The organism is Streptomyces sp. NPDC001393, from assembly GCF_053597455.1.
Genome location: NZ_JBSFIH010000010.1, coordinates 156,000 through 170,135, shown reverse-complemented (window position 1 = coordinate 170,135; position 14,136 = coordinate 156,000). Strand labels below are relative to the sequence as shown.

General features: G+C 71.0%; 11 protein-coding genes. 7 read left to right on the top strand and 4 right to left on the bottom strand.

All coding sequences use genetic code 11. From position 1 onward, the window contains the following. Nucleotides 1-39: 39 nt before the first annotated feature. Nucleotides 40-3,183: an isoleucine--tRNA ligase gene (gene ileS, locus ACWC2T_RS14740; protein ID WP_450670739.1), complete on the bottom strand. Its 3,144-nt coding sequence runs from the start codon at nucleotides 3,181-3,183 to the stop codon at nucleotides 40-42. 604 nt (nucleotides 3,184-3,787) lie between these two features. Between ileS and ACWC2T_RS14735 the strand changes: the two genes are divergently transcribed. The 6 genes from ACWC2T_RS14735 to ACWC2T_RS14710 all read left to right on the top strand — a co-directional run bounded on the left by ACWC2T_RS14735 (nucleotide 3,788) and on the right by ACWC2T_RS14710 (nucleotide 9,752). Beyond that, nucleotides 3,788-5,077, top strand: a complete 1,290-nt coding sequence (locus ACWC2T_RS14735; RefSeq protein ID WP_450670738.1) for a TraR/DksA family transcriptional regulator — start codon at nucleotides 3,788-3,790, stop codon at nucleotides 5,075-5,077. A gap of 59 nt (nucleotides 5,078-5,136) precedes the next feature. After that, the gene (gene lspA, locus ACWC2T_RS14730; protein WP_450670737.1) at nucleotides 5,137-5,709 is read left to right on the top strand and encodes a signal peptidase II; all 573 of its coding nucleotides are present in this window, start codon (nucleotides 5,137-5,139) and stop codon (nucleotides 5,707-5,709) included. A 73-nt stretch (nucleotides 5,710-5,782) separates the two neighbouring features. Further along, complete coding sequence (locus ACWC2T_RS14725) at nucleotides 5,783-6,727, top strand: RluA family pseudouridine synthase (protein ID WP_450670736.1); 945 nt, start codon at nucleotides 5,783-5,785, stop codon at nucleotides 6,725-6,727. Continuing rightward, nucleotides 6,724-7,191 (top strand): GNAT family N-acetyltransferase, encoded by a 468-nt coding sequence (locus ACWC2T_RS14720; protein WP_450670735.1) that lies wholly within the window; start codon nucleotides 6,724-6,726, stop codon nucleotides 7,189-7,191. Before ACWC2T_RS14725 ends, ACWC2T_RS14720 begins: the two co-directional genes overlap by 4 nt. A 148-nt stretch (nucleotides 7,192-7,339) precedes the next feature. Further along, on the top strand, nucleotides 7,340-8,926 hold the full coding sequence (locus ACWC2T_RS14715) for a Na+/H+ antiporter (protein WP_450670734.1): 1,587 nt from the start codon (nucleotides 7,340-7,342) through the stop codon (nucleotides 8,924-8,926). Nucleotides 8,927-9,011: 85 nt separating this feature from the next. Then, a complete protein-coding gene (locus ACWC2T_RS14710; protein WP_450670733.1) occupies nucleotides 9,012-9,752 on the top strand; it encodes an SDR family NAD(P)-dependent oxidoreductase in 741 nt (246 codons plus the stop codon). Here ACWC2T_RS14710 and ACWC2T_RS14705 read toward each other — a convergent pair. Beyond that, on the bottom strand, nucleotides 9,724-10,797 hold the full coding sequence (locus tag ACWC2T_RS14705; protein ID WP_450670732.1) for a mechanosensitive ion channel family protein: 1,074 nt from the start codon (nucleotides 10,795-10,797) through the stop codon (nucleotides 9,724-9,726). The two genes, ACWC2T_RS14710 and ACWC2T_RS14705, sit on opposite strands and share 29 nt — an antisense overlap. A 104-nt stretch (nucleotides 10,798-10,901) precedes the next feature. Here ACWC2T_RS14705 and ACWC2T_RS14700 point away from each other — a divergent pair, with 104 nt between their 5' ends. Then, complete coding sequence (locus tag ACWC2T_RS14700) at nucleotides 10,902-11,480, top strand: dienelactone hydrolase family protein (protein ID WP_450670731.1); 579 nt, start codon at nucleotides 10,902-10,904, stop codon at nucleotides 11,478-11,480. Nucleotides 11,481-11,506: 26 nt separating this feature from the next. On the opposite strand, the gene ACWC2T_RS14695 is transcribed toward ACWC2T_RS14700, so the two are convergent. Together ACWC2T_RS14695 and ACWC2T_RS14690 are read right to left on the bottom strand one after the other, a co-directional pair. Further along, a complete protein-coding gene (locus ACWC2T_RS14695; RefSeq protein ID WP_450670730.1) occupies nucleotides 11,507-13,177 on the bottom strand; it encodes an alkaline phosphatase D family protein in 1,671 nt (556 codons plus the stop codon). Between the two features lie 94 nt (nucleotides 13,178-13,271). After that, complete coding sequence (locus tag ACWC2T_RS14690) at nucleotides 13,272-14,084, bottom strand: thioredoxin domain-containing protein (RefSeq protein WP_450670729.1); 813 nt, start codon at nucleotides 14,082-14,084, stop codon at nucleotides 13,272-13,274. Nucleotides 14,085-14,136: the final 52 nt, after the last annotated feature.

Here is a 14,136-nt window from a genome sequence, read left to right as displayed (position 1 = left end):
CCTCAGTGGAGACCGGGCCCTTCGCGAACCGCTCGGCGCTTACGCCTTGCGCAGCCGGAACGTGAGAGACAGTCCCTCGTCGGTGAACGGCTCACCGAAGCTGTCGTCGGCCTCGCCCTGCTGGAAGTCCGTCGACAGAACCTCTTCGGCGATCAGCTCGGAGTGCTCGGTGAGCGCCGCGACGACTGCGGCATCCGTCGAGGTCCACCGCAGCGCGATCCGGTCGGCCACGTCCAACCCGCTGTTCTTGCGGGCCTCCTGGATCAGCCGGATCGCGTCACGGGCGAGGCCCGCCTGCCGCAGCTCCTCGGTGATCTCCAGGTCGAGCGCCACTGTGGCACCGGAGTCGGAGGCCACCGACCAGCCCTCGCGCGGGGTCTCGGTGATGATCACCTCGTCGGGAGCGAGGGTCACTGTCTCGCCGTCGACCTCCACCGACGCCGTGCCCTCACGCAGTGCGAGGGACAGCGCGGCCGCGTCGGCGGCGGCGATCGCCCGGGCCACGTCCTGCACCCGCTTGCCGAATCGCTTGCCCAGCGCCCGGAAGTTGGCCTTGGCAGTGGTGTCCACAAGGGAGCCGCCCACCTCGGACAGGGATGCCAGCGAGGTGACGTTCAGTTCCTCGGTGATCTGCGTGTGCAGTTCGGGGTCCAGGGACTCGAAGCCGGTCGCCGCGATCAGCGCGCGGGACAGCGGCTGACGCGTCTTGACGCCCGACTCCGCGCGCGTGGCCCGGCCCAGCTCCACCAGCCGGCGGACCAGGACCATCTGCTTCGACAGCTCCGGGTCGATGGAGGACAGGTCCGCCTCGGGCCAGGCGGCCAGGTGCACGGACTCCGGCGCGCCCGGGGTCACCGGCACGACCAGGTCCTGCCACACCCGCTCGGTGATGAACGGGGTGATCGGCGCCATCAGCTTGGTGACCGTCTCCAGCACCTCGTGCAGCGTGCGCAGCGCGGCCCTGTCGCCCTGCCAGAACCGGCGCCGCGAACGGCGGACGTACCAGTTGGACAGGTCGTCGACGAACGCGGACAGCAGCTTGCCGGCGCGCTGGGTGTCGTACGCCTCCAGGGACTGCGTCACCTGGTCGGTGAGCGCGTGCAGCTCGGAGAGCAGCCAGCGGTCCAGCAGCGGGCGCTCGGCCGGGGCAGGGTCGGCGGCGCCGGGCGCCCAGTTCGACGTACGGGCGTACAGCGCCTGGAAGGCGACCGTGTTCCAGTACGTGAGGAGGGTCTTGCGGACGACCTCCTGGATGGTGCCGTGGCCGACCCGGCGGGCCGCCCACGGGGAGCCGCCGGCCGCCATGAACCAGCGCACCGCGTCCGCGCCGTGCTGGTCCATGAGCGGGATCGGCTGCAGGATGTTGCCCAGGTGCTTGGACATCTTGCGGCCGTCCTCGGCCAGAATGTGGCCCAGGCAGACGACGTTCTCGTACGACGACTTGTCGAAGACCAGCGTGCCGACGGCCATCAGCGTGTAGAACCAGCCGCGGGTCTGGTCGATCGCCTCGGAGATGAACTGCGCCGGGTAGCGGCTCTCGAACAGCTCCTTGTTCTTGTACGGGTAGCCCCACTGCGCGAACGGCATCGAACCCGAGTCGTACCAGGCGTCGATGACCTCCGGCACGCGCGTGGCCGTCGCCGCGCAGCCCTCGTGCGGGCAGGCGAAGGTGACCTCGTCGATGTACGGGCGGTGCGGGTCCAGGTTCGACTGGTCGGTGCCGGTCAGCTCGGTCAGCTCCGCGCGGGAGCCGACGCAGGTGAGGTGGTCGTCCTCACAGCGCCAGATCGGCAGCGGGGTGCCCCAGTAGCGGTTGCGGGACAGCGCCCAGTCGATGTTGTTGTTCAGCCAGTCGCCGTACCGGCCGTGCTTGACCGTCTCCGGGAACCAGTTGGTCTTCTCGTTCTCCTGGATCAGGCGGTCCTTGATCGCCGTCGTGCGGATGTACCAGGAGGGCTGCGCGTAGTAGAGCAGCGCGGTGTGGCAGCGCCAGCAGTGCGGGTAGCTGTGCTCGTACGCGACGTGCCGGAAGAGCAGACCGCGCTGCTGGAGGTCCTCGGTGAGTTTTTCGTCCGCCTTCTTGAAGAAGACGCCGCCGACCAGCGGGACGTCCTCCTCGAAGGTGCCGTCCGGGCGGACCGGGTTCACGACGGGCAGGCCGTAGGAGCGGCACACCTTGAGGTCGTCCTCACCGAAGGCGGGGGACTGGTGGACCAGACCCGTACCGTCCTCGGTGGTCACGTAGTCGGCGTTCACCACGTAGTGGGCCGGAGCCGGGAACTCCACCAGCTCGAACGGACGTTGATAGGTCCAGCGCTCCATTTCGGCACCGGTGAAGGTCTGCCCCGTCGGCTCCCAGCCCTCGCCGAGTGCCTTGGCGAGCAGCGGCTCGGCGACGACGAGCTTCTCCTCGCCGTTGGTCGCGACGACGTAGGTGACCTCCGGGTGCGCGGCGACCGCCGTGTTGGACACCAGGGTCCAGGGGGTCGTCGTCCACACCAGGAGCGCGGCCTCGCCCGCCAGCGGACCGGAGGTGAGCGGGAAACGGACGTACACGGACGGGTCGACGACCGTCTCGTAGCCCTGCGCCAGCTCGTGGTCGGACAGACCGGTGCCGCAGCGCGGGCACCAGGGGGCGACACGGTGGTCCTGGACCAGCAGGCCCTTGGTGAAGATCTCCTTCAGCGACCACCAGACCGACTCCACGTACTCGGGGTCCATGGTCCGGTAGGCGTCGTCCAGGTCGACCCAGTAGCCCATGCGGGTCGTCAGCTCGGCGAAGGCGTCGGTGTGCCGGGTCACGGACTCGCGGCACTTGGCGTTGAACTCGGCGATGCCGTACGCCTCGATGTCCTGCTTGCCGGAGAAACCCAGCTCCTTCTCGACGGCCAGCTCCACGGGCAGGCCATGGCAGTCCCAGCCGGCCTTGCGGGCCACGTGGTAGCCGCGCATGGTGCGGAAGCGCGGGAAGACGTCCTTGAAGACGCGCGCCTCGATGTGGTGGGCGCCGGGCATGCCGTTGGCGGTGGGCGGGCCTTCGTAGAACACCCATTCCGGGCGGCCCTCGGACTGCTCCAGGCTCTTGGCGAAGACCTTCTGCTCGCGCCAGAAGTCGAGCACGGCGTGCTCAAGAGCGGGCAGGTCGACCTGTGCGGGCACCTGGCGGTACGTCGGCGCTGTCATCTGCGAGCATCCTCCAACGGACTTGCTGCCTTCCGTCGGAGGGACGAGAGCCTTCGATCCTGCCTACGCCGTGTGCGGCGCGCTCCCGCGGTACCACCCTCCTTGGCCCTCCGTCGCGCCGTACACGCCGGTGGGCCCCCTCATTGGGGTCGCGAAGCCGGTTCTACTCGCCGTCGCCCATCGGCTGCGGCTTTCTTCCGGCGGCTCCGGGGTGATCTTCACGTCGCGCTCGCCCCCGGGCTCACACCGTCCCCGGGTCGCTCTGGGCTGCGTACGCCGCTACTCGTCCCCATCCACGCTTTTCGCTCCGCCCAGTGTACGGCGCCGCGCGGACAGCGGCCGACCGCTTTTCCGTGCGGTGCGCCCGCCGGCCGCGTGACGGTCCTGGGTGACCCGAATGGCCAGGGGGCGGGCGCTCGGGTTCGGGCAGGCCGGGCCCGGCGGATTACCCGGCGGGGAGCTGGGCACAACGGATGCAGGCCCGCTGCGCGGGGGTGCGGGCGGGCGAATCGGGCGGTGTGCCCCGTTGCCGCGGGACTCAAGTCGATTTATCGTCCCAGCACGATTCGCGAGCAACATCACAATATGTGAAGGGGTCGCGGCCATGGTGGCGAAAAGGACCGCCGTACAGCAGCCGGCGACCGGTCGGCGCGGGGGTGCGGCCGCCTCCCGCGCGGCCGCTCCCGGCGCGGCTGTCTCCGGCGGTGAGGCCAGGGAAATGGCCGGGAAGAAGAGGGTGACCGGGGGAAAGGGCACCAGGGGGAAGCAGACGGAACCGGCCGCCGGGAAAACGGCCGCAAAGAAGGCCACGGCAGAGAAGGCCACGGCGAAGAAGGCCGCGGCCAGGAAGACTGCCGCCAGGGAGTCGGCCGCCCGGGCGGCTCCGGCGCGGGAGACGGTCAAGGGAACGGTTCCTGAGAAGGCGGCCGGGAGGAAGACGGCTGCGGCCGCCAAGAGGGCGGACGGAGTGGCGATGGCCGGCAGGAAGGCAGCTGTGCGCAAGACCGCCGCCGAGGACGCCCATGCCGAGGACGCCCGGGCCGAGAAGGCCGCGGCCAAGCAGGCTCCGGCCAGGAAGGCCGCCGTCAAGGAGGCGGTGGGCGACGCGGCCGCGGCCAAGGCGGCGGCGAAGAAGGCCGCGGCCAAGGCGGCGGCGAAGAAGGCCGTGGCGAAGAAGACGGCGGCGAAGAAGGCCGCGGCGAAGAAGACCGGCGGAGAGACGCCGGCGGCGAAGAAGACCGGCGGGAAGAAGCCGGCGGCGAAGGGAGCGGCGGCGGACACGGCCGTCAGGAAGGCGCCGGCCAGGAAGGCCGGCGGCGGGCAGGCGGCCGCGGAGGGCGTCTCCCCGGAGGCGGCCGACACGAGCAGGGCCAAGAAGGCGGGCGCGGCGCGGGCCGCGAAGCAGACGGGAGCCACGACAGTGGTTGCGAAGAAGACTCCTGGCACGGCCACGGCGGAGACCGCCGTTCCCAAGGCACGGGTCGCCGCGGCGGAGCCCGGTGAGCTGGCGGTGCGCCCCGGCGAGGACCCCTGGACTCCGGAAGAGGTCGCCGAGGCCCGTGCCGAGCTGCTGTCCGAGGTGGAGCGGCTGCGCGCCGAGATCAGCTCCTCCGAGGCGTCCCTCGCGGGCCTGATGAGGGACTCCGGGGACGGCGCGGGAGACGACCAGGCCGACACCGGCACCAAGAACATCACGCGCGAGCACGAGCTGGCGCTCGCCGCCAACGCGCGCGAGATGCTGATCCAGAACGAGCACGCCCTGGAGCGGCTGGACGCGGGTACCTACGGCCTGTGCGAGAACTGCGGCAACCCCATCGGCAAGGCCCGGATGCAGGCCTTCCCCAGGGCCACGCTGTGCGTCGAGTGCAAGCAGAAGCAGGAACGCCGCTCCTGATTGCGCGGGGCCGTGCCGTAGTCTCGTCCTCAGTCAGGCACCTAGGTTGAGGGACTCACGTGGCAGAGGCGGAGCGCATCATCGGTACGCCGGACACCCCGGACGACGGCGGCGAGCAGCAGGACCCGGCGCGGGCCAGGGGCCGTCGCGGGCGCCGGATCGCCCTGCTGTTCGCGGTGGCCGCGTTCGCGTACTCCCTCGACCTGATCAGCAAGCTGCTCGTGGTCGCCAAGCTGGAGGGCCACGAGCCGATCAGGATCGTCGGGGACTGGCTGGAGCTGAACGCCACCCGCAACCCGGGTGCGGCCTTCGGTTTCGGTGCGGCCTTCACGGTCATCTTCACCCTGATCGCCGCGGCCGTGATCGTGGTGATCATCCGCCTGGCCCGCAAGCTCTACAGCTACCCCTGGGCCATCGCGCTGGGCCTGCTGCTGGGCGGCGCCCTCGGCAACCTCACCGACCGGATCTTCCGGTCGCCCGGTGTCTTCGAGGGCAAGGTCGTGGACTTCATCGCGCCCAAGGGCTTCGCCGTGTTCAACCTGGCCGACTCGGCCATCGTGTGCGGCGGCATACTGATCGTCCTGCTGTCCTTCCGGGGCCTGGACCCGGACGGCACGGTCCACAAGGACTGAGGCCGGCGCCGCCCGCAGGCGGTTGTCCACAGGCTCGTGCGGGCCGGTGCCACCCGTCCGGCATACTCGACGGGTGAGCACGCTTCCCGAGATCCGTACCCTGCCCGTGCCCGACGGCCTGGAGGGCGAGCGCGTCGACGCCGCCATCTCCCGCATGTTCGGCTTCTCCCGCACCAAGGCGGCGGAGCTGGCCGCGGCCGGCAAGGTCCAGGTCGACGGCTCGGTGGTCGGCAAGTCCGAGCGGGTGCGCGGGGGTGCCTGGCTCGAGGTCGAGATGCCGCAGGCGCCCGCGCCGGTGCAGGTGGTCGCCGAGCCGGTCGAGGGCATGGAGATCGTGCACGACGACGAGGACGTGGTCGTGATCGTCAAGCCGGTCGGCGTGGCCGCGCATCCGTCGCCGGGCTGGAGCGGCCCCACCGTCATCGGCGGTCTCGCCGCCGCCGGGTACCGGATCTCCACCTCCGGCGCCGCCGAGCGCCAGGGCATCGTGCACCGCCTGGACGTCGGCACCTCGGGCCTGATGGTGGTCGCCAAGTCGGAGCGGGCGTACACCTCGCTCAAGCGCCAGTTCAAGGAGCGCACGGTCGACAAGCGCTACCACACCCTGGTCCAGGGCCACCCGGACCCGACGAGCGGCACGATCGACGCGCCGATCGGCCGCCACCCGAACCACGACTACAAGTGGGCGGTCACGGCCGAGGGCAAGCCCTCGGTGACGCACTACGACCTCATCGAGGCGTTCCGTGCCGCCTCCCTGCTGGACGTGAAGCTGGAGACCGGCCGCACCCACCAGATCCGCGTCCACATGTCCGCCCACCGCCACCCCTGCGTCGGCGACCTGACGTACGGCGCCGACCCCACCCTCGCCAAGCGGCTGCGCCTGACCCGCCAGTGGCTGCACGCCGTGCGCCTCGGCTTCGAGCACCCCGGGGACGGCCAGTGGACGGAGTTCGAGAGCGCCTACCCCGAGGACCTGCAGCAGGCTCTCGACCAGGTCCGCGAGGAGACGTACGCGTGAGCGCGCCGTACACCGTCCGGATCGCCGAGGACCCCGCCGACCTCGAGGCCTGCTTCGGGGTCCGCAAGGAGGTCTTCGTGGTGGAGCAGGGCGTCGACGAGACCATCGAGTACGACGCCTACGACGCGGTCGCCGTGCATGTGCTGGCGGTTCGCGAGGACGGAGTGCCGCTCGGCACCGGGCGGCTGCTGCACGGCGAGGCCGCGGCGGCGAAGACCGGCGGGGACGCCTCGGTGGGCTCCCTGGGGCGGCTCGCCGTGGCCCGTGCGGCCCGGGGTCTCGGCGTCGGCGTGGCCCTGGTGCGGGCCATCGAGGACGCGGCACGCGCGCGTGGCCTCACCGCGGTGGACCTGCACGCACAGACCCAGGCGCTGGGCTTCTACGAGCGGCTCGGTTATGCGGCGTACGGCCCGGAGTTCCCGGACGCGGGCATTCCGCACCGGGCGATGCGCCGCGCCCTGTAGGCGTTCGGGGCGCTGGCCGTGGGCCTTGCGGGCCTTGCGGCGTGCCCCGCGGGCCGTGTGAGGCGCCCCCGTGGCGACGGGCGTCGCCGCCGGCCGGATGGCAGTCTTGAGGCCTGCCGTGTGATCGTCGACTCCCGGAGCGCCGGCCGTGGATCAGTTGGCCCTGCTGTTCGTCCTGCTGCTCGGCGCCCTGGTGAGCGTCCCGGTGGCGGACCGGCTCAGGGTGCCGGCGCCGGTGCTGATGACCCTGTTCGGCGGTGCCCTCGCGGTGGCCGACTTCGTGCCCAACGTGGCCATCCCGCCCGAGCTGATCCTGCCCGGGCTCCTTCCGCCGCTGCTCTACGCCGCCGTACGGCGCACCTCCTGGCGGCAGTTCGCGGCCAACGTCCGACCGATCCTCCTGCTGGCCGTCGCGCTGGTGTTCGTCACGATGGTGTGCGTGGCGTTCGTCGCCACCGCCATCGTGCCGGGGCTGCCGATCGCCGCCGCCTTCGCGCTCGGCGCGCTGATCGCCCCGCCCGACCCCGTCGCCGCGACCAGTGTCGCCGGGCAGCTCGGGCTGCCGCGCCGCCTGGTGTCGATCCTGGAGGGCGAGGGGCTGTTCAACGACGTCACCGCGATCGTGCTCTACCACGTGGCGATCGCCGCGGTCGTGAGCGGCTCGTTCTCGGCGTGGAGGGCCGGGGTGGACCTCGTGCTGTCCGCCGTCGTCGCGCTGGCCGTGGGCCTGGTACTGGGCTGGGGCGCGAACAGGCTCATGGACCTGCTGGGCGATCCGACCCTCCAGATCGGCATGACCCTGCTGGTGCCGTACGCCTCCTACGTGCTCGCGGAGAAGCTGCACGGCTCCGGGGTGCTCGCGGTGCTCACCACCGCACTGTTCCTCGCCGAGTACGCCACGGACGCCGACGACGTGATGACCCGGCTGGCCGGGCACACCTTCTGGGACATCATCGACACCCTGGTCACCGGGGTGGCGTTCGGGCTCATCGGCCTCGAACTGCACAACGCCGTCCGCACGGCCGAGGGGCGCTGGGGCGAGCTGCTCGGCTGGGCCGCCGCCGTGGCCGGCGTGGTGGTCGTCGTACGGCTGGCGTGGCTGCTGCCCGCGACCTGGCTGACCAAGCGGCTGCACGCGCGGCGGGACTACGACGAGGAGATCCCGGTCAGCTGGCGGGAGACCGTCGTGATGTGGTGGTCGGGGATGCGCGGGGTGGCCTCGGTGGCGCTGGCGCTGGCCGTCCCGCTGAGGACCGATGCCGGCTCCCCGTTCCCCGACCGCGACGAGATCATCTTCATCGCCTTCGGGGTCATCATCGTCACGCTGGTCCTGCAGGGGCTCACGCTGCCGTCTCTCGTGCGGTGGCTCGGCGTGCGCGCCGACTCCGAGCGGGAGAAGGAGTTCGAGAAGGAGCTGGCGGTGCGGGCCGCAAAGGCGGCCAAGCGCAGGCTGCGGGAGATCGAACAGGTGGAGGAGCTGCCCGAGGAACTGTCCGAGCAGATGCTGCGGCGGGCCTTCGACATCGGCATCCGGATCAGTCCCGACATGGGGGAGGAGGAGCGGCGGGAGGCGCAGCACCAGCGGGCCAAGCGGCTGCGGCGGATCCGGAACATCCAGAACGAGATGCTGAGCGCGGCGCGGCACGCGGTCCTGGCGGCGCGGAGCGAGCCGGGCGCGGATCCGGAGATCGTGGACCGGGTGCTCCGGCATCTCGACGTGCGCAGTCTGCGGTGAGCCCTGTGGATGGAAAGTCATATGAATGTGCCGGACCTGTGGATAAATCCCGGCATCTGCGGTGGCGCGCTCCTACTCTCGGATCATGACTCGCAACATCGTGATCAGTGGTGGCGGAACGGGCATCGGGCTGGCGACGGCGCAGGCGTTCGCGGCGGACGGCGACCGGGTCCTGTTGCTGGGGCGGCGCGCGGAGGTGCTGGAGAAGGCCGGCGTGCCCGGCTCCCTCACCTGCGCGGCGGACCTGACCGAGCCGGCGGACGTACGGCGCGTGGCCGGGCTCGTCGCCCGGGAACTCGGCACGGTCGACGTGCTCGTGCACAGCGCCGGAGGCGCCGGTGGCCAGCATCCGCCGGCCGGCGGCGACGACCTCCTGGAACGGGTGGCCCACACCTGGTCCGACAACTTCAGACTCAACACGCTGACGGCCGTGCTCCTCACCGAGGCCCTGAAGGACCGGCTCGCCGAACCGGGCGGCCGGCTGCTGTTCCTCTCGTCCATCGCCGCCTACCGCGGTTCGGGCAGCGGGGCCTACGCGGCGTCCAAGGCCGCGCTCCACCCGTACGCCCACGATCTGGCCCGGGAGCTGGGGCCGCGTGGTGTCACGGTGAACGTGGTCGCGCCCGGTTACGTCGAGGACACCGAGTTCTTCGGCGCCGGCCCCACGCCGGAGCGGCGGGCGCAGCTCATCGCCGAGACCTCGACCGGCCGCGCCGGGACACCGGGAGACGTGGCCGCGACCCTGCACTGGCTGGCCTCGCCCGGCGCCGGGCACATCACCTCGCAGGTCATCCAGGTCAACGGCGGTGCGGAGCGGGGACACTGACGGGCTCCGAGGGACGCGGCACGGCATCGGCGGTGTTGACCCGGGGCAGCGCGTAGGGGTGCTCCGCCGCCAGCCAGGTGATCATCCGCTCGCGCACCGCGACGCGTACCGCCCAGATGTCGTCGGAGTCCTTCGCGGTCATCAGGGCGCGCACCTGGACGGTGTTCGGTGTGCTGTCCGTCATCACGAGGCTGTAGGCGCGGCCGTCCCATGAGGGGCACTCGCGCAGGATGTCGCGCAGCTTCTCGCGCATCGCCTCGACGGGCGCGCTGTGGTCCAGGTGCCAGAAGACGGTACCGGTCATCTGCGGGCTGCCCCGCGACCAGTTCTCGAAAGGTTTGGAGGTGAAGTACGACACCGGCATGGTGATCCGGCGCTCGTCCCAGGTCCGTACTGTCAGAAAGGTCAGGGTGATCTCCTCGACCGTGCCCCACTCGCCGGTCACGACGACCGTGTCGCCGATGCGCACCATGTCGCCGAAGGCGATCTGCAGCCCGGCGAACATGTTGGACAGGGTCGACTGGGCGGCGACACCGGCCACGATGCCGAGGATGCCCGCCGAGGCCAGCAGCGAGGCGCCGGCCGCGCGCATCGCCGGGAACGTCAGCAGCATGGAGGCGATCGCGACGACGATGACGATCGCGGACACGACCCGCATGATCAGCTCCACCTGGGTGCGCACCCTGCGCACCCGGGCGGGATCCCGGTGCGCGCGGGCGTAGCGGCTGTAGGTGGTCTCGACGACCGCCGAGGCGATCCGGATCACCAGCCAGGCGGCGGAGCCGATCAGCACCAGCGTCAGTGCCCGGCCGATGCCGGCCTGGTGCTGTTCCAGCAGTTTCGCCTGGTCGTAGGAGCCGCGGAGCAGCGCGGCGCACAGCACGAGCTGGTAGGGGATGCGGCCGCGGCGCAGCAGCCCCCACAGCGGGGAGTCGTGGTCGCGTTCGTCGGCCTTGCGCAGCAGCCGGTCGGTGGCCCAGCCGATCGCCAGGGTGAGCAGGACCGAGCCGCCGATCACGATCACAGGACGGACTAGGTTCTCCATGCCTGCGCTCCTAACCGGTGCCGCGCGGCCATGAACATGTGAGTTCGGCGTGTTCCCGGGTACGGCGGCTCCGGCGGTGTCGCACCGGCTGGCACCATGGCCTCATGAACATCATGCTTTTTCACTCGACCTACGGCCTCAGGCCCGCGGTGCGCGAGGCCGCGGACCGGCTGCGCGCGGCCGGCCACGAGGTGTGGACGCCGGACCTCTTCGAGGGGCGCACGTTCGACACCGTCGAGGAGGGCATGGAGTTCAATGAGTCGCTCGGCAAGGAGGAGTTGCTGAAGCGGGCCGTGCTGGCGGCGGCCCCGTACTCGGACCGCGGGCTGGTGTACGCCGGGTTCTCGCTCGGCGCCTCGATCGCCCAGACCCTCGCCCTCGGCGACGACAAGGCGCGCGGGTTGCTGCTTCTGCACGGCACGTCGGACATCGCGCCGACGGCGCACGTGGAGGAGCTGCCGGTGCAGCTGCATGTGGCCGAGCCGGACCCGTTCGAGACGGACGACTGGCTGACCGCCTGGTATCTGCAGATGGGCCGGGCCGGAGCCGATGTGGAGGTCTACCGCTACGCCGGCGCCGGGCACCTCTACACCGATCCCGGGCTGCCGGACTACGACGCCGAGGCCGCCGAGGCCACCTGGCGGGTGGCGCTCGGCTTCCTCGACGGCCTGCGGTCCGAGTAGCCGCCGGTCACCGGCGTCCTCGCCGCTCACACCGGGGCGTAGGTCCGCTCGACCTTCTGTGTGCCGCTGCGGGTGCGGTAGGAGCGCACCCATTTCGAGGTGGCGTTCGGGTCGGTGCGGTCGGACAGGACGTAGTAGTCCATCTGCGCGCGGTCGGCGGTGATGTCCAGCACGCCGTAGCCGTGCCGGTCGGTGTCCACCCAGTGGACGTGCCGGTTGGCCGCCTCGATGAGCGGTGCGGCGACCGCGGACACCGTGCCCTCGGGCACCTTGACGATGTCGTCGAGGTTGTCGGAGGTGACCGAGGTGATGACGAACTCGGTGGCCGCCGACGGCGACAGCGGGTAGGTGCCCGCGTCCACCGGCACGTCGTTGGCCCAGGACATGTGGATGTCACCGGTCAGGAAGACGGTGTTGCCGATGCCGTTCGAGCGCAGGTGGTCGAGGAGTTCGCGGCGGTCGTGGGTGTAGCCGTCCCACTGGTCGGTGTTGACGCCGATGCCGTCCTGCGGCAGGTCGAGCATCTTGGCGAGCGGCTTGAGGAGGTCCGCGGTGAGCGAGCCGACGACGAACGGAGCGATCATCACCGAGTTGCCGACCAGCCGCCACTTGGTGTCGGAGGCCTTCAACCCCGCCTTCAGCCAGTCGAGCTGGGCCCGGCCGGTGATCGTCCGGCCGGGGTCGTCGACCGAGCCGCTGCCGGCGGACGCCTGCTGGGAGCGGAAGGAGCGCAGGTCCAGCAGGGACAGATCGGCGAGCCTGCCGAAGCGCAGCCGCCGGTAGGTGGTGCCCTCGATCGCGGGACGGACCGGCATCCACTCGAAGTAGGCCTGCTTGGCGGCCGCCTTGCGGGCGGTCCAGGTGCCCTCGGCGCCCTCGGTGTGGTTGACCGCGCCGCCCGACCAGGCATTGTCGGCGAACTCGTGGTCGTCCCAGATCGCGATGACCGGCGCCTTCAGGTGCAGGGCCTGAAGGTCGGGGTCGGTCTTGTACTTGCCGTGCCGGATCCGGTAGTCGGCGAGCGTGATGATTTCGTTGGCCGGGGCGTGCTGCCGTACGACCGTGCCCCGGGCCGCGTACTCGCCGGACTTGTACTCGTAGATGTAGTCGCCGAGGTGCAGCCAGGCGTCGAGGTCGCCCCGGGCCGCGAGATGGCGGTAGGCGGCGAAGTAGCCGGCCTCCCAGTTGGCGCAGGTGACCACGCCGAAGCGCAGCCCGGACACGTTCGCGCCCGCAGCGGGCGCGGTGCGGGTGCGCGCGACCGGCGAGTCGGTGCCGCCGGCGGAGAAGCGGAACCAGTAGTCGGTCGCCGGTGCAAGGCCGCGGACGTCGGCCTTCACGGTGTGGTCGGAGGCCGCGGTGGCGGTGACGGTGCCCTTGGCGACGACGTTCGTGAACGCCTTGTCCCTGGCGACCACCCAGCTCACTTCGGTGTCCGGGCCGAGCCCGGAGCCGGGGGCGGCCTCGGGCGTCGGAGTCACCCGGGTCCACAGCAGGACGCCGTCGGGCAGCGGGTCTCCGGAGGCGACACCGTGCAGGAAGGCGGGGGCCTGGCCGGTGGCACGGGCCGGAAGGGCGGCGGCGAGCGGGCCGGCCAGTACAGCGCTCGCCGCCGCGGCCTTGACGACCGTACGGCGGCGAGGTGAGAACGAAGTGGGGCCTTCGGTGGCCGAAAGTGATCTGATTCGACTGGTCACGACCGATCAGGTTACTGGCCGGTACGAAGCGAAGAGCGGGCGAACTCCCAATGTTCGCCCGCTCTTCACTGGAAGATCGGATTCCGCCGGGACGTCAGCCCTTGAGCGCCGCGCTGAGGGCCGTGTTGAACTCGGCCACGGTCATGGGCGGGTTCTTGCCGTCGGAGCCCGTCAGCGTCTTGCCGTCCATCTTCAGCGTCGGGGTGCCCTGGATGCCGTCCTTGTCGAAGATCTTGGACTCCTCCAGCGCCCACCGGTCGTAGGTGCCGTTCTTGACGTCCTTCTGGAACTGCGAGTTGCCCTTCAGGGCGGGCACCGTGTCGGCGATCTGGATCAGATAGGCGTCGTCCTTGAACTTGTCGTCGTTCTCGTCGGGGTGCCACTTCGCCGAGTACATCGCGGCCTTGTACTCCAGGAACGCCTCGGGGCTGACGTTGAGCGCGGCGCCCAGGGCGCTGAGGCCGTTCTTGGAGCCCACACCGGGCAGGTTCTTGTCGAGGAAGGTCGCGCCGACGTAGTGGAGCTTGAACTTGCCGTCGTCTATGTCCTTCTTCACCGTCGATCCGACGGTCTGCTCGAACTGCGCGCAGACGGGGCAGCGCGGGTCCTCGTAGATGGTGAGGGTCTTCTGGGCGGTGCTCTTGCCGATGACGACGGTCGTGCCGTCGGCGCCGGTGGTGTTGGCCGGCTTCACGAGCGGCTTGGTCTTCGCGGCGTCCCACCCGGTGGGCTTGTTCGCCTGGACGAAGGCATAGCTGATGCCGCCGGCCGCGGCCAGCACGGCCACGACCGAGGCGGCCACGATGACCTGCCGCTTGGTCTTGTCGCGCTTGGCCTGCCGCTCGCGCTCCTGGCGCAGCCGCTCCCGGGCCGCCGTCTTCGCCGTCTGGCTGTTCCGCTTGCTCATATCGGTGATCTCCGTGTGGGACGCGCACATGCCGTACGCGGGATACGTGTGG